Genomic DNA, 18,491 nt, shown 5'->3' with positions numbered 1-18,491 from the left:
AGCCGTGGCAGTCGGCTGGCTACGTGCATACGAGGTGCCGGTGTCGTAGGCCGTCGTCGGGAAGCACCACCGGTGAATCCGTAGCTGCTGACACTCGTGCTCGCGTAGTGAGGGCGAGCGTTGCCGAGAAGACGATCGCCGAGGCGGCCCGGGTGGAAAGCTCCATTGCTTCTCCAAGATGAGCGGGGCTGTTCCACGCCACCGCACACCAGCTGGCACTTCTTGTCAAGACTCCCTGCTGGCCCGCCTGCTGCCGAGGCAAGCCCCTTCTGCACCTGCAGACCTGCTCACTCACACCGTCGGTCGGGGTGCCTTCCCGCGTGCCGGGGAGAGGGCCCGGCAGCACAGGGGTCGTTGGCGGACGACTGTCCTCCCGTCGCAGATCAAGGCGATCGGCGTCCGGGGTCCCGACCTCTGTCCACTGAGCCATCCCCCTGACACGACGGCACCCCACACCCTGAGACTCGTGGCACGGACAGCCGCCCCCGGGCATCGGTCCGCATGACCGATGCCTGGGTGCGCGCTGTCGCGGGTGCGAGATCGGCGCCGTCCCCGGTCGCCGATCCGCTCACTCGTAGCGCAGGGACTCGATCGGGTCCTGGCGGGCTGCTCGAAGGGCCGGGATCGCGCCAGCGGCGAGGGCGATGGCCAGGATCAGCAGGATGATCCCGCCGATCGAGGCCGGGCTGAAGACGAGCAGGGTCAGCCCCGGGAGGTCGGCCAGTGCACCGCCGGTCAGCACGACGTTGGCGATGGTGCCGACCACGACGGCCAGACCGACGCCGACGACGCTACCGATCAGGCCGATGAAGGCCGCCTCGATGCTGAACAGGGAGAAGATTCGGCCGCTGCCCAGACCCATCGCCTTCATCAGGCCGATCTCGCGGGTGCGTTCCTGCACCGACATCAGCAGGGTGTTGACGATGCCCAGGCCGGCGGCGAGCAGAGCGATCACGGCGAACCCGTTGAGGATCAGGACGACGGTGTCGATGACGGTCGTGAAGTCCCCGATCTGGTCGTCCACGGTCTGGGCGTCGTAGCCCAGGTCGGCCAGCTGGTCCTTGAGGTCGATGACCTCTGTCTCCGTGCTCGCGGTGTCGAAGGTGACGGTCGCGGAGGGGTAGCTCTCCTTCTCCTCGTCGCTCACGCCGACGCTCTGCCGGTCGTAGAGGGCCTCGGCCAGCGCGGTGTTCGCGGTCGCGGCCTCGGTGCCGCCCAGGCCGGGCTCGGTGACTGCGGTGATGGTGGCGGTGAGGGTGGTCTGCTCCCCGTCGGCGTCGGTGACGGCGACGGTGACCTCCTCGTCGATCGCGGCCTCGGCGTCGTCGAGGTCGAGGGGGTCGAGGTAGCTCTCGGGGAGCGCGACCTGGCGGGTGCTGCTGTCGTTGTCCAGCTGCTCGCCGGCGAGCAGCTGCAGGGTCGTGCCGGTGGTCAGACCGGTGACCTGGAGCAGGTAGGGCCGGCCGTCGTCGTGGCTGATGTAGTCGGCGCTGAGGGCGAGGGTGGGTTCGGCGGTGAGGACGCCCTCGACGTCGCGGAGCTCGCGCAGGTCGTCCTCGGTGACCGCCTCGACGGTGTTGCTGCTGCCAGGGGGTCCGGCGGCCTCGTTCGTGGTGAGGGTGGTCTCTGCGTCGTAGCGCTGCGGCCCGTCCCCGCCCTCGGGGCTGTGGGTGACGGTGAGGACGTCCTCGGCGCCGAAGGCGTCGACGGTGGTGTCGATGTAGGAGTTGATCCCGGCCCCGACGCCGGTGGTCAGGGTCAGGGTGAACGCGCCGATGACGATCGCCGCGCTGGTCAGCGCGGTACGGCTGGCGCTGCGCAGGCTGTTGGCCACGGCGGTGGCGACCAGGGTTGCGGTGTTCATGCGGCGATCTCCCGCCGGTAGGAGGTGGTCCGCGCGGAGAGGGCGTCCAGGTCCTGGCCGTCGGGGTCGACCAGGCGGCCCTCGCGCAGGTACACCTGCCTGTCGGTGCGGGCGGCGAGCGCCTCGTCGTGGGTGACCACGACCAGGGTGATACCGGCTCGACGGTTGAGGTCCAGCAGGATGTCCTCCACCACGGCGCCGGTCGTGCCGTCGAGGTTGCCGGTCGGCTCGTCGGCGAAAATGACGCGCGGGTTGTTGACCAGGGCCCGCGCGATGACCACCCGCTGCTTCTGCCCGCCGGAGAGGTCGTTGGCCCGGCTGTGGGCCTTGTCGACCATCTCCAGCTGCTCGAGGGTCTCCAGGCTGCGGCGCCGGCGTTCTGCCGCCGGCCGGCCGGCGATCTTCAGCGGCAGCGCGACGTTCTCCAGCACCGTCAGCCCGGAGGTGAGGAAGAACTGCTGGAAGACGAACCCGAAGGTGGCGTTGCGGGTCATGTTGAGCACCGCCGGCTTGAGCGTGGCGGCGTTGCGCCCGCTCAGCTCGATGGCGCCGTCGGTCGGCTCGTCGAGCAGGGCCAGCAGGTGCATCAGGGTCGACTTGCCCGAGCCGCTGCGGCCCACGATGGCGACGGACTCGCCGTCGGCGATGTCGAGGGACACGCCGCGGAGGGCGTCGAAGCGGCTCCGGCCACGGCCGTAGCTCTTGTGGACGTAGCGGGCGGACAAGATGGGAACGGGCACAGCAGCTCTCCTGTGGTGCGGTGGTCGGCGTCCGTGTGGCGGCGCTGCCTGCGGATGTCTCCATCCTTCGCCGCGCGGGCCGACGGGTCGTCCCCCGGCGGTGGCATCGCCGACTGCTGCAGGCGGCGTAGCGGGGCCTGCTCCGCTGCACGTCGGGGCACCCACCGCTACCACGCCCGCGGTACGCCGGGTGCACCGTCGGCGGGATGCCGGTGCCGGGACCGTCTGCGAGGCTGGAGGCTGCTGCTCACGCTGACGAGGACCGGGGAGGTTGCGTGGACGAGGACACCGCGCCCCCGCCCGCACCCGAACGCCACCTCCCGCCCTGGTTGCGGGACCTGCTGCCCGCGGTCCTCCTCCTGCCGCCGGGGCTGGTCGCCACCCCGATGGGGCCGTCGGTGCTGCACAGCCTGACCGCCGCCGGCTGGGTGCTGCTGTCGACGGTGGCCGTGGTCCTGCGCCGCCACCGGCCGCGAGCGGCGGTGCTGGTGGTCCTCGCCGTGGTGGCCGGCTCGCTGCTCACCGTCGGGGTGCTGTTCCCCCCGCTGCTCGGCCTGCTGGTGGTCGTCTTCTCGATGGCGCGGCGCACCGACCGCCGCACCACGATGCTGCTCGCCCTCCTCACCGTCGTGGTGACGGTGGCCGCCAGCGCGGCCTACCTGGGGCAGGGCTGGGAGCTGGTGCGCACGGTGGTGCAGGTCACCGGGCTCGTCGGGTTCGCCGCGGCCGCCGGTGACGCCGCCCGGTCCCGGGAGGCCTACGTCGCGGCGATCATCGAGCGGGCCCGACGGGCCGAGGAGGGTCGCGACGCCGAAGCCCGCCGGCAGGTGGCCGAGGAGCGGCTGACGATCGCCCGGGACCTGCACGACGTCGTGGCCCACCAGATCGCCGTCATCAACCTGCAGGCCAGCGTCGCCTCGCAGGCGCTGCGCAGCCGACCCGACGACGCCGAGCAGTCGCTGCTGACCATCCGTGACGCGGCCCGCACGGTGCTCACCGAGATCGGCAGCCTGCTGCAGGTGCTGCGCACCTCCGACCCCTCCCCCGACCAGCTGGGTACCCGGCCCGTGCCCGGGCTCGGACAGCTGCCCCGGCTCGTCACCGACTTCGAGCGCAGCGGGCTGCGGGTGGACCAACGGGTCCTGGGCACCCAGGTCGACCTGGACCCGGCCGCGGACGCCGCCGCCTACCGGATCGTGCAGGAAGGACTCACCAACGCCCACAAGCACGGCTCCGACGCCTCCGCGCTGCTGCAGATCGAGTACAGCCCCCAGGGGGTCGAGATCAACGTGACCAACACCGTGCCCGTCCTGCCCGCCCGCGCCCGACGCGCCTCGGGCGGCGGTCACGGTCTCACCGGGGCCAGGGAACGGGCTCACGCCGTGGGCGGTGAGCTGCGCACCGACTTCGGCCCCGGGCCGGTGCACCGGCTGACGGCGCTGCTGCCCAGACGCCTGCCCGCGGACGGGAGGAGACCCACGTGATCCGGGTGCTGCTGGCTGATGACCAGGCGTTGATCCGACGGGCGGTGGCCGAGCTGGTCTCCCACGAGGACGGCTTGGAGGTGGTCGGTGAGGCCGTCGACGGCCGCGACGCGGTCCGCGAGGTCCGCCGGCTCCGTCCTGATGTGGTGCTGATGGACATCCGGATGCCCACCATGGACGGCATCGAAGCCACGGCGGTGCTGTGCGCCGATCCCGACCTGGTCGACACCAGGATCCTCATGCTCACCACGTTCGAGGAGGACGAGTACGTCCTCCATGCGCTGCGCGCAGGTGCCAGCGGGTTCGTCGGCAAGGGCACCGAGGCGCCGGCGCTGATGGACGCCATCCGCACCGTCCACGCGGGAGGTGCACTCCTCTCACCCCAGGCCACCCGGGCCCTGATCGACCGCTACGTCACCGCTGCGCCGGCGCACCCGCTCGTCGCCCCGCCCGAGCTCGAGCTCCTCACCGAACGCGAGGCCGAGATCCTGGTCCTGGTCGGGCGAGGGCTCTCCAACCAGGAGATCGCGGCACAGCTGTACATCTCCCCGTCGACGGCCAAGACCCACGTCAACCGGATGATGACCAAGCTCTACGCCCACGACCGCGCCCAGCTGGTGATCATCGCCTACGAGTCCGGCCTCCTCGTCCCCGGTCAGGTGGACGGGTCGGCAGCAGGAGGTCGGGACCGCCCCGCCTGACGACGAGGGGTGGGAGCCCGCTGGTCGAGCAGGCCCGACCCAGTCGGGAGCAGCGTTGCCAGCCGGTGGTCGGCCCTCCGTCACCTGGTGGCGCTCCCGGCGGCGAGCGTGATGGGCGCGCACCGGTTCAGATCACCGAGCCCGCGCCCAGCGCTCTGCGAGCAGGCAGTCACCGGCTGGAGCTGGCCACGGAGAGGGGGGCCATGTCCACGGAGACGGTCATCCTCGAACCCGACCCGCGCGAGAAGATGACCCCGCGCAGCGGCGCGACGTCGCCGTAGTCGCGCCCCCAGGCGACCGTGGCGTGGGACTGGTCGCAGAGCCGGTCGTTGGTGGGGTCGGCGTAGAGCCAGCTGGTCAGCGGGTCCCCCGGCGTCCCGGGCGGCCCCGGGACCCAGCAGCCGACCCAGGCGTGGGAGGCGTCGGCACCGACCAGCCGCGGACGTCCCGGCGGCGGGACGGTGGCCAGGTAGCCGCTGACGTAGCGCCCCGCGAGCCCGTGGCTGCGCAGGCACGCGAGCATCAGCTGGGCGAAGTCCTGGCAGACCCCGCGTCGGTCCCGCAGCACGTCGTGGACCCGGGTGGTGACGGTGGTGGCGCCTGAGCGGTACTCGAAGTCCTCGTGGATGCGGGTGGTCAGGTCCAGCACCACCTCCCCCACCGGTCGGCCGGGGGCGAAGGAGGGGCGGGCGTACTCGCGGACCTCCTCGTCCACGTCGACCAGCGGCGACTCCAGGGTCAGGTCGACCTGCCGCCAGGCGTCGGCCACGTCGGGACGGGCGGCCGGTCGCGCCTGCTCCCAGGGCAGGGCCAGGGCGGCGGGGTCGTGCTCCTGGGGGCCGACCGCGACGCGGCTGCGGGCGGTGACCACCAGCTCGGAGTGGTCGCGGTCGATCAGGAACCAGGTGCGCAGGTTGCCGTACAGGTCGACGCGGGTGGCCCGCTCCCCCGGCACCGGGTCGACGTCCACCTCGTGCTCGTGGACCTGCTGCCAGGGCAGGTCGCGGGGACGCTGGTGGAAGAGCCCGTAGGAGCGCCCGACCACCCCGGCGTAGCGGTAGCGGGTCTCGTGGGTGATCGCGTAGTGGCGCTCCCCGTCGCTCACCCGGCACCCCCACCGGAGACCAGACCCATCGGCTGGGGGGTCAGCGGCTTGGTCAGGTACTGGTCGCTGACGGCCAGAGCGAGGGCCTTGAGCAGACGCTGCTGCTCGGTGAGCCAGGACTCCAGCCCGGGACGGGTGCCGTCCTGGCCGACCTCGCAGGCGGCGACCAGGTCGACCCCGACCATCACCTCCAGCAGGTCCTCGATCAGCCGCTCCGGTCGCGAGCCCGCACCGCCACCGGGGAGGGTGGCCAGGGCGTCGCGGACCCGCCGCAGCTGGAAGGCGACCGAGCGCGGGTTGGTGACGTCGGTGACCAGCAGGGCCAGGACGGAGTCCACGCGCGGACGGCCGCCGTGGCGTCGGCGGAAGGTGACCACGCTCTCCGCGGCGGTCAGGGTGGTCTCGATGACCAGCCGCTCGACGGCGGGCTCGCTCGTGCGCACGCAGGTGTGGCGGAGCAGGGTGACCAGCTGCAGCGCCCGCTCCAGACCCCGCCCGCACTCCAGCAGCTGCCAGCCGGCGTCCCGGACCATGTTCTCGGCGGTGATGCCGGACAGGGCCAGCAGGCCCGACAGCACCCGCTCGGCGGTGTCGGCCAGCTGGGCGCCGGAGTCGAAGCGGGCCAGCCGCAGGGTGGCCAGGGCGCGCTCGACGCCGCCGAGCACGATCCACACGTCGGCGGAGAGCTGGTCGCGGACACCCTCGCCGGAGTGGGTGAGCTGGGCGACCGAGCGGGCCACCGAGCCGCGGCGGAGCCGGTTGAGGACGATGTCGCGGAGCTCGGCCATCGGGTCCTCGACCTCGCCGACGAAACCGGGGTAGGTGGCGCTGAGGTGGGTGATGGCCCGCAGCAGCTGGTGCACCGCCCCGCCGGGACGCTGCTCCAGGTCGGTCTCCACCGCGACCGCCCGGGTGGCCAGCACCAGCCGGAGCAGGTCCTCGGCCCGCTCGGCGTAGCGGCCGAACCAGTACAGGTCGTCCAGCGCGCGCGGCACCATGGCCACCGCACCGGCGTCGGCGGTGTGGAAGATGCGCTCCTCGGCGACGCTGCGCTCGTTCCCGCCGTCCTCGCCGGAGACCACCCAGACGTCCTTGGTCAACCCGCCGGCCAGCGGCGCGTCGGCCAGGGCGTGCGGGGTGCCGTCGGCGTCGGCGACCTGGCCCAGTCCCCCCGGCATCACCTCGTAGGAGGCGCCGGAGCGGATGGCGAACATCCGCACCGCGACCGGCCGAGCCTCCAGCCCGTCGGCGGTGGCGGTCGGGACGCTGGACAGGTCGAGCACCTGCTGCCCGACGAACTGGTGCGGACGGGCCTCCACCCGGCGACGCAGCTCGTCCCGCTCGGCGGCGCTCAGCCGCGCGCCGACCACCCCGCGTCCGGCGCCGGGGCTGATCGGGCGGACCAGCAGCTGGTCGAGCCCCTGGAGCAGCCGGCGGCGTCCCTGCTCGGTGCCGCCCCACACCGTCTCCACCCCGGGCAGGCGCAACGGCTCGGCCAGCAGCAGGTGGCAGGCCTCGGCCAGGAAGGGCATCAGGCCGGGGTTCTCCAGCACGCCCGAGCCCAGGCTGTTGACCACGCTGACGTGCTGCTGGCGCACCACCTCGGTCAGCCCGGCCGCCCCCAGCCGGGACCCGGTCGCCAGCTCCAGCGGGTCGCTCCAGCGGGCGCCGACGTGCCGGAAGACCACGTCGACGGGCTCCAGCCGCTCCATCGTCCGCAACCAGACGCGCCCGTCGGCGACCACCAGGTCGTTGCCCTGCACCAGCGGGAACCCCAGCTGGGAGGCCAGGCTGGCCTGGTCGAAGGCGGACTCGGCGTGGGCGCCCGGGCTGAGCACGACCACCCGCGGGTCCTCGACGGTGGTGGGCGCGGCCTCGACCAGGGCGATCCGCAGCTGGTGGAAGAAGGGGGTCAGCCGTCGCAGCCCGCTGTGGTGGTACAGCCCGGGCAGCGCGCGGGACAGGGACCGCCGGTTCTGCATCGCGTAGCCGGCCCCCGACGGCGCCTCGGTGCGGTCGCCGAGGACCGTCCAGGTGCCGTCGGCGGCCCGGCCCACGTCGGTGGCCAGCAGGAACAGCCGGTGCGTCTCGGCTCCCGTGCCGACCAGGGTGCGCAGGTACTCCTGGTGGGCGAAGACCACCTCCGGCGGCAGCACCCCCTCGGCCAGCAGCCGCTGGTCGCCGTAGACGTCGTCCAGGACGGCGTCCAGCAGCTCCGCGCGCTGGGTGAGCCCGGCCTCCAGCCCCACCCACTCGCGCTGGTCCAGCACCATCGGCACCGGGTCCAGCTGCCAGGCCACCGCGTCGGCCACCGGCTGCGGGGCGTCCTCCTCGGTGTCGATCAGCCGGGGGGCGCGCGTCGGCCGGTAGGTCACCCCGTCGTCGGCGAGCAGCCGGTCCAGGACCTGGCGCACCTGCCCGGGACGGGCGAGCTCGGACGACCCCTCGCCGTCGGTCAGGACGTCCCAGCCCGGGCGGATGGTGCCGTCGGGGGCGTGGACCTCGTCGTAGGTCCCCGCCAGGGGCTGGTAGTCCAGCTGCGTCATCGGGTGCCCGGCGTCAGTACCGGTAGTGCTCGGACTTGTAGGGGCCCTGCACGGAGATGCCGAGGTAGTCGGCCTGGTCCTGGCTCAGCGTCGTCAGGCTGACGCCGAGGGCCTCCAGGTGCAGCCGGGCCACCTCCTCGTCCAGGTGCTTGGGCAGCACGTGCACGCCGAGGGGGTAGCCGCCGTCGGCCGCCGGCGAGGGCCAGGGCAGCTCGGCGCCGCGGGCGCGGGCCCACAGCTCCATCTGGGCCAGCACCTGGTTGGTGAAGGAGTTGCTCATCACGAAGCTGGGGTGGCCGGTGGCGTTGCCCAGGTTGAGCAGACGCCCCTCGCTCAGCACGATCACGGCGTGGCCGTCGGGGAAGCGCCACAGGTCGACCTGGGGCTTGACGTTGGTGCGCTCCACGCCGGGGGTGGCGGCCAGGCCGGCCATGTCGATCTCGTTGTCGAAGTGGCCGATGTTGCCGACGATGGCCTGGTGCTTCATCCGGGCCATGTGGTCGGCGGTGACGACGTCCTTGTTGCCGGTGGCGGTGATGATGATGTCGGCCTGACCGACCACCTCGTCCAGGGTGGCGACCTGGTAGCCGTCCATCGCGGCCTGGAGGGCGCAGATGGGGTCGATCTCGGTGACCACGACGCGCGCGCCCTGGGCCCGCAGCGACTCCGCGGAGCCCTTGCCGACGTCGCCGTAGCCGCAGACCACGGCGACCTTGCCGCCGATCAGCACGTCGGTGGCGCGGTTGATCCCGTCGACCAGGGAGTGCCGCACGCCGTAGCGGTTGTCGAACTTGCTCTTGGTGACCGAGTCGTTGACGTTGATCGCCGGGAACAGCAGCGTCTCGTTCCGCGCCATCTCGTAGAGCCGCATCACGCCGGTGGTGGTCTCCTCGCTGACCCCGACCACGGAGTTGGCCATCGCCAGCCAGTCGGTGCGCCCGGCGGCCAGGTTCTCCTTGACCAGGGCCAGGATGACCCGCAGCTCCTCGGGGTCGGTGTCGACGGCCTCGGTGACCTCACCGGTCTTGAGGGCCTCGACCGCCTTGTGCACCAGCAGGGTGGCGTCGCCCCCGTCGTCGAGGATCATCGTCGGCTGCTCGCCCTCGGGCCAGGTGAGCACCTGCTCGGTGCACCACCAGTACTCCTCCAGCGACTCACCCTTCCAGGCGAAGACCGGGACGCCCTTGGGGTCCTCGGGGGTGCCGTCCCCGACCACGATCGCCGCCGCCGCGTGGTCCTGGGTGGAGAAGATGTTGCAGGAGGCCCAGCGGACCTCTGCGCCCAGCGCCGTCAGGGTCTCGATCAGCACCGCCGTCTGCACCGTCATGTGCAGGGAGCCGGTGATCCGGGACCCCGCCAGCGGCTTGCTGTCCCCGAAGCGCTCACGCATCGCCATCAGACCGGGCATCTCGTGCTCGGCGAGGGTGATCTCGGTGCGGCCGAAATCGGCCAGGGACAGGTCGGCGACGCGGAAATCCATGGGCGTCAGCCTAGTGCCGGATCCCGACACTCCCCTCCGGGCGGCGACCGTGGGCACGGGCCGTGACCGGCCCGCCTTCGGTGCAGCGCGGCGCCGGGGTCGCTCGGCTTCGTGCTGGACGCCTCCCCGACCGGGGAGGACACTGGACCCCATGGCGCCTCGGGGGAGAGCCCAGCAGCTGGCAGCGGTGGCGGTCGCCGTCAGCCTGGCCACGGGCGCGAGCGCCTGCGCGGTGGGCGACGACGCGGTCCGGATCCTCGGGCGGCAGGCCGGGAGGCTCGACGACGTCGCCCGGGAGGTGCCCGCCTCGAAGCTTCCCCGTGGCCGGGTGACGGTGACCCCGTCCCAGGTCGAGCAGGAGGTCGACCAGATCCTGGCGCCCGTTCTGCCGGTCGCCGACGAGGACCCGGCCACCGCCGAGTGGCTGACCGCCGTCAGCTGCCAGGCCGTGGACCTGCTCGGCGTCCACACCTTCGAGGACGCCGTGTCCTACGCCGTCCAGCAGAGCAGCACACCCATCGGCTACCACACCACCGTGCGCGCCCTGGCGGAGAACCTGTCCGCGGCCGAGTCCAGCACCGACCAGGCCGCGGTCCTGGCGGAAGCGGCCATCTGCGAGTGGGCGGGCAGCTGAGCGGGCAGACTCCTCCTCGACGTCGGACCGGGAGGAGTCGCAGGTGAGCAGGTTGGTGACCCAGGCAGAGCTCGCAGGTGAGGAGCCGGACGCGGCGGTGTCGCTGCGGCACGAGCTGGTGCTCGACACCGGCTACCGGGTGCTGCTGCTGGACGACCGTGGCTGGGCCGGGGGTCCCTGGGCCCACGTCACGGTGGCGGCGGTGCAGGAGACCGCACGGGTGTGCGTGGGCCCGGACGAGGCGTTCGGGGAGCACACGCCCGAGAGCATGGCCGCCGACCACTGGGCCGAGCTGGCCGCGACGGCCCGGCGGCAGGGCGTCGAGGTCGACGCTGCCGCGCTCAGCGTGCTGCCCCACGACGTCCTGCTGTCTCCGCGCCTCCTGGGCGTGCTCCGGCGCCGGGCCCGGGACACGCCCGGTGCGACGACGGCCTCTGGTCCCGTCGTCGCCGGGCGCCAGGACACCCGTGACGACGGCCCCATGACCGGCGACGAGCGCGCCGTGCTCGACCACTGGGTGGAGCTGTACCGCGAGACGGTGCTGCTCAAGATCGCCGGGCTCGACGCCGACCAGCTCGCCCGCCGGGCCTCGCCGCCGTCGTCGATGAGCCTGCTGGGGGTCGTCCGCCACCTGACCGAGGTCGAGGCGTACTGGCTGCGGGTGGTGCTGCTCGACGAGCAGGACGTGCCGGACTACTACTGCGTCCCCGACAGCCCCGACGGCGACTTCGACGACGCCACCGCGGCCACCGCTGTCGCCGACGTGGCGGCCTACCTCGCCGAGCTCGAGGTGACCCGGCGGGCCGCCGGCGGGTGGCGCGACCTGACCACGCCCGCGCTGGGGCGCCGCCGTGGCCGTCCGGTCAACCTGCGGTGGATCCTGACGCACCTGATCGAGGAGTACGCGCGTCACCTCGGCCACATGGACCTGCTCCGCGAGGCGGTCGACGGCCGCACCGGCTACTGACCGAGGGACGGGGCGGCGGCCCGTCGGCCACTCGAGTCGGCCGGGTCGACCGGCGACGCGGACACGCACGAGCTGAGCCTGGTGGCGGATTCTGACGGTCAGTCACCGGCCACCGCCGCGCGCTCCGCGGAGCCACGCGGCTCCCGTCTTCGGACCGGAGACACTGCCCGGCAGAATCCGTCCGCACCCCGCACCCCGCGCCGCGAGCGGTGACGGATCTTGACAGTCAGTCACCAGCGCCCGCCGAGCGCTCCCCGCAGCCACGCGGCTCCCGACCCCGGGCAGGAGCCACTGACCGGCAGCCTCCGTCATCACGCCCGCGCCGCGAGAGCCCGGCGCACCCAGTCGAGCACCACCTCCGGCTCGTCCTCCAGCATCAGCCACGTGACTCGGAGCACCAGCCAGCCGTCCAGCTGCAGGTCATTCTGACGGCGTCGGTCGAGCTCGAAGGCCTCTCGCGTGGAGTGGAACTCGAAGCCGTCGACCTCCAGGACCACCCGCTCCCGGGCGAAGACGATGTCGCCGTAGTACGTCCTGCGAGCCACCTCGATCGGGACGTTCGCGCGCCAGCCCCCGACACCGGCCCCACGCAGGATCCGGTGGGCCCTCCGCTCGGCGGGCGACCACGGCGCGTCACGGGAGTCCAGGACCACCTCCGCACGGCGGGCGTTGCCGTGACGCCGAGGGGTCGCCGCCAGTGCTGCGCGGAGCTGCGCCAACGTGGCAGCTCGCTGACGCAGCACCAGGTCGATGGCGCTGCCGTCGTCGGTGACGGCGAGGTCGATGGCGGCCAGAGCGGGCTTCACCACGCGCAGGCGTCGCCCGTGCACCACCAGCTCGGGTGGCACGCGGCGGCAGGAGAACCGGTAGCACCGCTGCGGCCGGTGCTTGGCCGGGGTGGCGACGTCCACAGCCGCACCGGCTCGCCCATGCTGGAGGAACAGGCGGAGGGCGGCGTCCCCCGTCACGACCGCCTCGGGATCCCACGCGCACACAGCCATCGACTTCGCGGCCACGCTCAGCGCGTCGGGGTCGGGGGCGTACACCCCCGGCAGCAGCTTGTGGAGCCGTCCCCGACGGGTGGCGGACTCGACGGCGGACCTCAGCTGGGGGTGCTCGCTCAGGACCACGAAACCGTCGGTGTGCAGCAGGTGGCTCAGGCTCATGCCTGCACCGTCGGCGGCGAACGCCTGGCTGGCGTCTCCCCGCCGGCACCTGTGCACAGATTCTGAGGGTCCGTGGGCGCTGTGAACGGCTGGCTGCCCGGACCGACGCGGCGAGGACGCGCGACCAGGCTGACTGACCCTCAAAATCTGTCACGGGTGAGCTGGCTCCGCCTCCACCCAGCCGGGACCGAGCAACGCAGGCCGCCCGACGACCCTCGTCTCAGTGCTGGCACACCTCGACGGATTGTGCGGGTCAGTGCCGCTGCGGGCCGCCTCAGGCCCGCGAACCACGGGAGGCCGCGCCTGGGGCACGCGACTGAGCCTCGAAAACCGTCAGCTCACGTGAGCACTCCGACTACGTGGCAGCCCGCAGGACGCGGCGGAAGGGTCAGCGGACCGCGCTGCGGTCGAGGTCGGGCTCGAGGTAGAGGGCGCTGACCATCGGGTCGGCGGCGCGGATGGCGGCCTCGGCCCGGTTGATGACGGCCGCGACCTCGGCGGCGGAGTCGGTGGCGTCGACGGCGATCTTGGCCGCCACCAGCACCTCCTCCGGGCCCAGGTGCAGGGTCTTCATGTGGATGACGCGGTTGACGCCGTTGGTGCCCTCCAGCGCGGCGGTCATCTTGCGCACCGACTCCGGGGTGGCGGACTCCCCCAGCAGCAGGCTCTTGGTCTCGATGGCCAGCACCACCGCGATGGCCACCAGCAGCACGCCGATCATCGCGGTCCCGGCCACGTCGAAGTAGCCGTTGCCGGTCAGCAGGGTGAGCCCGACGCCGATCAGCGCGAACACCAGGCCGAGCAGGGCGCCGAGGTCCTCCAGCAGGATCACCGGGAGCTCCGGGGAGCGGGCCGAGCGCACGAAGCGCACCCAGGTCTGCTTGCCCTTGACGTGGCGGGACTCGCGGATGGCGGTCCGGAAGGAGAAGGACTCGGCGATGATCGCCGCGGTCAGCACCACCAGCGGCACCCACCACCAGCGCCCCTCGATCAGCTCGTTCGGCGCCCCGGAGTGCACCTCCTCGTACTTGTGGTAGGCCTCGTAGAGCGCGAAGAGCCCACCGACGCTGAACAGCACGATGGAGACGATGAAGGCGAAGATGTAGCGCTCGCGGCCGTAGCCGAAGGGGTGCTCCGGGGTGGCGGCCCGCTTGGCCCGACGCCCGCCGAGCAGCAGCAGCGCCTGGTTGCCCGAGTCGGCCACCGAGTGGATCGCCTCCGCGAGCATCGAGGAGGCCCCGGTCAGGGCCCAGGCCCCGAACTTGGTCACGGCGATGAAGAGGTTGGCGACCAGCGCCGCCACGACTGCCTTGGTACCACCGGATGCGCTCACGCGGCACATCCTGTCAGCAGGTCGGGCGGGCCGCACGCGAGGTCCCACCCGCCTAGGGTGGCGGGCATGGCGTGGGTGGTGCTGGTCCTGTCCGGGGTGCTGGAGGCGGTGTGGGCCACGGCCCTGGCCGAGTCCCGGGGCTTCAAGCGGCTCTGGCCCTCGGTGGTGTTCGTCGTGGCGCTGGTGGCCAGCATGTCCGGGCTGGCCTGGGCGATGCGCTCGATCCCCACCGGGACGTCCTACGCGGTGTGGGTCGGCGTGGGGGCGGTGCTGACGGTGGTGGTGGCGATCGCCCGCGGCACCGAGCGAGCCACGGTGGCGCGGTTGCTGCTGCTGGCCGCCCTGGTCGGCTGCGTCGTCGGACTCAAGGTGGTCAGCTGATGGCGTGGGTGGTGCTGCTGGTGAGCGCGGTGCTGGAGGCCGTCTGGGCCACGGCGCTGGGCCAGTCCGACGGGTTCACCCGGCCACTGCCGACGGTGGTGTTCCTGGTCGCCTCGGCCGCCAGCATGGCCGGCCTCGGCATGGCCATGAAGCAGATCCCGATCTCGGTGGCCTACTCGGTCTGGACCGGGGTCGGCGCCGCGCTGACCGTCACCTGGGCGATGCTGACCGGCGAGGAGCCGGTCGGGGTGCTCAAGGTGCTGTTCCTGGTGGGGATCGTCGGCTGCGTGATCGGGCTCAAACTGGTGAAGGGCCCCGGTGAGGACGTCACCAGTCCGACGGCGGGTCCTGCAGGCGGTTGAGCCCGATGGCCAGGTACGCGGCGGCGTAGAGACCCTTCTGCAGCAGCACGGCGTAGCGGAGCAGCTCGCTGCCCTCGTCCTGCAGCACCTTGCAGGTCCGCACGTCGGCCATCTCCGCCGCACCCTCCAGCTGGCGCCGGGCCACCGCGAGGAGCTCGTTGGTGTGGCCGTCCTCGAGCAGCAGCAGGCAGGGGCGCCGGTCGGTGATCGGTGCGTCGAAGGGGTCGGCGAACGGGTCCCGCGGCTCCGCGGCGGTGATCACCGGCATCAGCGCCTCGGCGTCGGTGGCCAGCGCCGGACGTCCGCTGGCCGCGCGCAGCGCCTCGGCCACCCGGCGGGCGGCTCGGGCCGCGAGCACCGACCCGCCCCACACCAGGGGCTCGGTGTCGGCCATCGACAGCGCGAGGTCCTTGGCCGGGTTGGAGGACAGGTCCACCCACGGCGAGCACTCCTCCGCGACCCGGTCCAGCGCGCCGGCCACGGACTCCAGGTCCAGGACCGGCCCGAGCCCGAGAGCGTGCAGCGCGGCTGCGGTGACCGCCACCGCAGCCAGCGGGTCGGAGGTGCGGGTGGTGAGCAGGGTGGTCGAGCGCGACATCGACGACTCCGCCACCGGCGAGGACTCCGGCGCGGCCACCAGCAGCTGGCAACCGCGGCGGACGGCCTCGGAGGCGGCGTGCACCAGCGACTGCTCGCCCCCGTGGGCGGCCAGCACCACCACCAGGTCCAGCGGTCCGACCCAGCCGGGCAGCGCCGGCCCGGGCCAGGCCATCATCGGCACCGGGCAGACCGGCTCCAGCAGCGAGCGGACCAGCCGGGCCTCGCTGCCCACCGCGATCACGGCGCGGGGACGGATCGCCTCGTCCAGCAGCGAGGTGGGTTCGCGGGCGGCCTCGGCCTCGACCCGGATCCGCGCTCCGGCACCGGCCAGGCGGCGCAGCAGCGGGTCGGCCGCCTCGAGCACGGCGCGGTCCTCCAGACGGTAGTCCTCGAACGCGACCACGCCGGCCTCCTCAACTCTCCGCGGGCCGGCGGGCCTCGTCGACCAGCAGCACCGGGATCTGGTCGCGCACCGGGTAGGCGAGCCCGCAGGCCGGGTCGGTGCACACCAGCTCCTCGGCCTCGTGGTCCACGGCCAGGCTGGCGTGGCAGTTCGGGCACGCCAGGATCTCCAGCAGCTCGGGGGCCAGGTCCACCGCCATCGTCATGCTCCGTTCGTCAGAAGGTCGGGGGTCGTCGTGCCGCGCACCAGCGCCAGCACCTCGTCGCGTACCGACTCCATCTGCGATCCAACCACGGCCTCGACGTTCAGCCGGAGCAGGGGCTCGGTGTTGCTGGCCCGCAGGTTGAACCACCAGCCCTCCCCGGAGACCGTCAGCCCGTCGGTGCGGTCCACCGTGCCGCGGCCGGCGAAGGCGGTCTCGACGAGGTCGCAGGTGGCGGCCGCGTCGGCCACGGTGGAGTTCAGCTCCCCGGAGGCGACGTAGCGCTCGAATCGGGCCACCAGCTCCGAGACCGGACGTCCCTCGCGGGCCCGCAGCGCCAGCACGTGCAGGGCGGCCAGCATGCCGGTGTCGGCGCGCCAGAAGTCGCGGAAGTAGTAGTGCGCGGAGTGCTCCCCGCCGAAGACGGCGTCGTGCTCGGCCATCACCGCCTTGACGTAGGTGTGGCCGACCTTGGACACCACCACCGTGCCGCCGGACTCCTGCACGACCTCGGCCACGCTGCGGCTGGTGATGGTGTTGACCACCACGGTGCCGCCGGGCTCGCGAGCCAGCTCCTGGGCGGCGATCAGCGCGGTGATGGCCGAGGGCGCGACCACCTCACCCCGCTCGTCGATGATGAAGCAGCGGTCGGCATCGCCGTCGAAGACCAGCGCCAGGTCCGCACCGTGCTCACGGACCGCACGCTGGGCGTCGACCAGGTTCTCCGGCTCCAGCGGGTTGGGCTGGTGGTTGGGGAAGCTGCCGTCGAGGTCGGTGAAGAGGCCGACCAGGCGGATCGGCAGCCCGCCGAGCACGCTGGGCAGGGTGTGGCCGGCCATGCCGTTGCCGGCGTCGGCCACCACGGTCAGCGGCGGCGCCTCACCCAGCCCGGAGAGGTCGACCAGGGAGTGCAGGTGGGCGGTGTAGTCCGGCAGCAGGTCCCGGGACTCGACCCGACCGGGGGTGACGCCGTCGGGCACGGTGGCGCTGCCGGCCAGGGCGACCCCGGCCAGCTCCACCAGGTGCGACGCCGAGACGGGGCGGGCGCCGGACAGGCAGAACTTGATGCCGTTGTCGTGACCGGGGTTGTGGCTGGCGGTGAACATCACGCCGGGGAGGTCCAGGAAACCCGAGGCGAACCAGAGGCCGTCGGTGCTGCACAGCCCGGTGTCGACGACGTCCACCCCGCAGCCGGTGACGCCCTCGGCGAAGGCCCGGCTCAGCTCGGGGCTGCTGGTGCGCATGTCGCGGCCGAGCACCAGGCGGTCACCGGGGACGAGCCCGAGCACCTGCACCCAGGAGCGGCCGAGCACACGGGCGCCGTCGGCGTCCCAGAGACCCCCGGGGCCCACGCGGCCACGGATGTCGTTGGCCTTGAACATCGTCTGGTCGAGCACGTCCGGCCCCTCAGCGGTCGGGATCGGCGAGCACGGTGAGGTGCCGGCGGCGGGCCAGCTCGACGACCTCGCTCGGCGGCGCCGACGGAGCCGTCGGCGCGACGGCCTCGGCGGCCAGCCCGACCTCGCGCACGGCGTCGGCCAGCGCCAGCAGGTCGTCGACGCTGTGGGCCGGCTGCTCCTCGACCGCCAGCCGGATGACCTCCCAGCCCAGCGGCACGCTGAGCCCCTGGGCGTGGCGGGAGCAGAGGTCGTAGGCCCCCGGCTCGGCGCGCAGCGCCAGCGGGCCCAGCACCGCGGTGGAGTCGGCGTAGACGTAGGTCATGGTGGCGACCGCCTGCCCCGAGCAGCTGGTGCGGGAGCATCGCCTTGACCTCATGGCCAGACCGTAGCGCCCGACGGCCCCGCGGGTCGCCCAACCCGCCGAACTGTGACGTTCGCGACCCCGCCGGCCCGGACTAGGGTGGGTGGGTGCCCAGCCGTCGACGTGACCGCCACCAGCGCGGGATCCGCGGCCCGATGGCGCTCCCCAACCGCTACACCGGCGCACCGGTCCGGCTGCGCCGCGCCCCGGAGCGCAGCGAGGTCTTCGACCGGGCCGTGCGCGACGCCCTGGCCCGGGTGGCCGCGACCTGCCCCGAGGCCGTCGCCGGCATCGAGGTGGGCATCGAGGACGTCCCCCTGCTGGCCACCGCCTGGAGCGGGGACCGGGTGCCCCTGGCTGCGGCCCTCGAGCCGACCGACACGACCCCCGGCCGGGTGGTGGTCTACCGGAGGCCGCTGGAGCTTCGCGCCGACGACAGCGCGATGCTGCGGGTCCTCGTGCACCAGACGCTGGTCGAGCAGCTGGCCGCCCTGACCGGTCTGAGCGTGGACGAGATCGACCCCGACGCCGCCGACGACGACTTCGACTGACCATCTCGCCAGGACCCGTCACGGCACCGGATCGCCCCCTTGTTGCGCCTGGCCGGGCGAAGGCCACAACGCGACGGCACACGACGATGACTCCGGCTCGGACTGCCGGGCGCACAACCGGTCCCTCAGCTGACACCACTCGACACATCTCCAGTGGCGTCCGCTGAGAGACCGGTTCTGCGCGTCAGCCGGCCGCCCGAGCCAGCAGCCC

18 protein-coding genes are annotated in these 18,491 nt (G+C 73.1%); 7 read left to right on the top strand and 11 right to left on the bottom strand.

Annotated features, from left to right (window positions below):
- Positions 1-568: 568 nt before the first annotated feature.
- Together BLT52_RS10915 and BLT52_RS10910 are read right to left on the bottom strand one after the other, a co-directional pair.
- A complete protein-coding gene (locus tag BLT52_RS10915) occupies positions 569-1,864 on the bottom strand; it encodes an ABC transporter permease (protein WP_090593339.1) in 1,296 nt (431 codons plus the stop codon).
- On the bottom strand, positions 1,861-2,604 hold the full coding sequence (locus BLT52_RS10910; protein WP_231946263.1) for an ABC transporter ATP-binding protein: 744 nt from the start codon (positions 2,602-2,604) through the stop codon (positions 1,861-1,863). Before BLT52_RS10910 ends, BLT52_RS10915 begins: the two co-directional genes overlap by 4 nt.
- A gap of 275 nt (positions 2,605-2,879) precedes the next feature.
- Here BLT52_RS10910 and BLT52_RS10905 point away from each other — a divergent pair, with 275 nt between their 5' ends.
- Together BLT52_RS10905 and BLT52_RS10900 are read left to right on the top strand one after the other, a co-directional pair.
- Positions 2,880-4,088, top strand: a complete 1,209-nt coding sequence (locus BLT52_RS10905; RefSeq protein ID WP_157677075.1) for a sensor histidine kinase — start codon at positions 2,880-2,882, stop codon at positions 4,086-4,088.
- Positions 4,085-4,789, top strand: a complete 705-nt coding sequence (locus BLT52_RS10900; protein ID WP_090593335.1) for a response regulator transcription factor — start codon at positions 4,085-4,087, stop codon at positions 4,787-4,789. Before BLT52_RS10905 ends, BLT52_RS10900 begins: the two co-directional genes overlap by 4 nt.
- 169 nt (positions 4,790-4,958) lie before the next feature.
- Here BLT52_RS10900 and BLT52_RS10895 read toward each other — a convergent pair whose 3' ends face one another.
- The 3 genes from BLT52_RS10895 to ahcY are packed head-to-tail and all read right to left on the bottom strand — an operon-like array spanning position 4,959 to position 9,920.
- Positions 4,959-5,894 (bottom strand): transglutaminase family protein, encoded by a 936-nt coding sequence (locus BLT52_RS10895; protein ID WP_090593332.1) that lies wholly within the window; start codon positions 5,892-5,894, stop codon positions 4,959-4,961.
- Positions 5,891-8,440: a circularly permuted type 2 ATP-grasp protein gene (locus BLT52_RS10890; protein ID WP_090593329.1), complete on the bottom strand. Its 2,550-nt coding sequence runs from the start codon at positions 8,438-8,440 to the stop codon at positions 5,891-5,893. The genes BLT52_RS10895 and BLT52_RS10890 overlap by 4 nt, the downstream gene beginning before the upstream one ends.
- 13 nt (positions 8,441-8,453) lie before the next feature.
- Positions 8,454-9,920 carry an adenosylhomocysteinase gene (ahcY, locus tag BLT52_RS10885; RefSeq protein WP_090593327.1) on the bottom strand — a complete coding sequence of 489 codons (1,467 nt, stop codon included), beginning with the start codon at positions 9,918-9,920 and terminating at the stop codon, positions 8,454-8,456.
- 151 nt (positions 9,921-10,071) lie between these two features.
- On the opposite strand from ahcY, the gene BLT52_RS10880 reads away from it, so the two are divergent.
- Both BLT52_RS10880 and BLT52_RS21425 read left to right on the top strand, forming a co-directional pair.
- Positions 10,072-10,554, top strand: coding sequence for a hypothetical protein (locus BLT52_RS10880; RefSeq protein ID WP_157677074.1), 483 nt, complete (start codon positions 10,072-10,074; stop codon positions 10,552-10,554).
- 43 nt (positions 10,555-10,597) lie between these two features.
- The gene (locus tag BLT52_RS21425; RefSeq protein ID WP_231946262.1) at positions 10,598-11,521 is read left to right on the top strand and encodes a DinB family protein; all 924 of its coding nucleotides are present in this window, start codon (positions 10,598-10,600) and stop codon (positions 11,519-11,521) included.
- 311 nt (positions 11,522-11,832) lie between these two features.
- On the opposite strand, the gene BLT52_RS10870 is transcribed toward BLT52_RS21425, so the two are convergent.
- The gene (locus BLT52_RS10870) at positions 11,833-12,687 is read right to left on the bottom strand and encodes a DUF559 domain-containing protein (RefSeq protein ID WP_090593322.1); all 855 of its coding nucleotides are present in this window, start codon (positions 12,685-12,687) and stop codon (positions 11,833-11,835) included.
- 388 nt (positions 12,688-13,075) lie between these two features.
- Positions 13,076-14,029 carry a cation diffusion facilitator family transporter gene (locus tag BLT52_RS10865; protein ID WP_197679002.1) on the bottom strand — a complete coding sequence of 318 codons (954 nt, stop codon included), beginning with the start codon at positions 14,027-14,029 and terminating at the stop codon, positions 13,076-13,078.
- A gap of 57 nt (positions 14,030-14,086) precedes the next feature.
- Between BLT52_RS10865 and BLT52_RS10860 the strand changes: the two genes are divergently transcribed.
- Both BLT52_RS10860 and BLT52_RS10855 read left to right on the top strand, forming a co-directional pair.
- Entirely contained in the window at positions 14,087-14,401 is a 315-nt protein-coding gene (locus tag BLT52_RS10860; protein ID WP_090593317.1) for a DMT family transporter, read from the top strand.
- Complete coding sequence (locus BLT52_RS10855) at positions 14,401-14,763, top strand: DMT family transporter (RefSeq protein WP_090593315.1); 363 nt, start codon at positions 14,401-14,403, stop codon at positions 14,761-14,763. Before BLT52_RS10860 ends, BLT52_RS10855 begins: the two co-directional genes overlap by 1 nt.
- Here BLT52_RS10855 and BLT52_RS10850 read toward each other — a convergent pair.
- From BLT52_RS10850 to BLT52_RS10835, 4 genes are read right to left on the bottom strand one after another with little or no spacing between them, the layout of a single operon-like run.
- Positions 14,729-15,766 carry an SIS domain-containing protein gene (locus BLT52_RS10850; RefSeq protein ID WP_090593312.1) on the bottom strand — a complete coding sequence of 346 codons (1,038 nt, stop codon included), beginning with the start codon at positions 15,764-15,766 and terminating at the stop codon, positions 14,729-14,731. The genes BLT52_RS10855 and BLT52_RS10850 overlap by 35 nt on opposite strands.
- A gap of 10 nt (positions 15,767-15,776) precedes the next feature.
- Positions 15,777-15,971: a Trm112 family protein gene (locus tag BLT52_RS10845; RefSeq protein WP_231946261.1), complete on the bottom strand. Its 195-nt coding sequence runs from the start codon at positions 15,969-15,971 to the stop codon at positions 15,777-15,779.
- Complete coding sequence (gene manB / locus BLT52_RS10840; RefSeq protein ID WP_231946260.1) at positions 15,968-17,365, bottom strand: phosphohexomutase domain-containing protein; 1,398 nt, start codon at positions 17,363-17,365, stop codon at positions 15,968-15,970. Before manB ends, BLT52_RS10845 begins: the two co-directional genes overlap by 4 nt.
- A gap of 10 nt (positions 17,366-17,375) precedes the next feature.
- Positions 17,376-17,744, bottom strand: a complete 369-nt coding sequence (locus BLT52_RS10835; protein ID WP_090593306.1) for a DUF3499 domain-containing protein — start codon at positions 17,742-17,744, stop codon at positions 17,376-17,378.
- A 92-nt stretch (positions 17,745-17,836) separates the two neighbouring features.
- Here BLT52_RS10835 and BLT52_RS10830 point away from each other — a divergent pair, with 92 nt between their 5' ends.
- On the top strand, positions 17,837-18,280 hold the full coding sequence (locus BLT52_RS10830; RefSeq protein ID WP_231946259.1) for a metallopeptidase family protein: 444 nt from the start codon (positions 17,837-17,839) through the stop codon (positions 18,278-18,280).
- Positions 18,281-18,491: the final 211 nt, after the last annotated feature.

The sequence above is a fragment of the Auraticoccus monumenti genome (assembly GCF_900101785.1).
GTDB lineage: Bacteria > Actinomycetota > Actinomycetes > Propionibacteriales > Propionibacteriaceae > Auraticoccus > Auraticoccus monumenti.
Note: the sequence above shows the minus strand (reverse complement) of the source record. Positions and strands in the feature narration are given on the sequence as shown.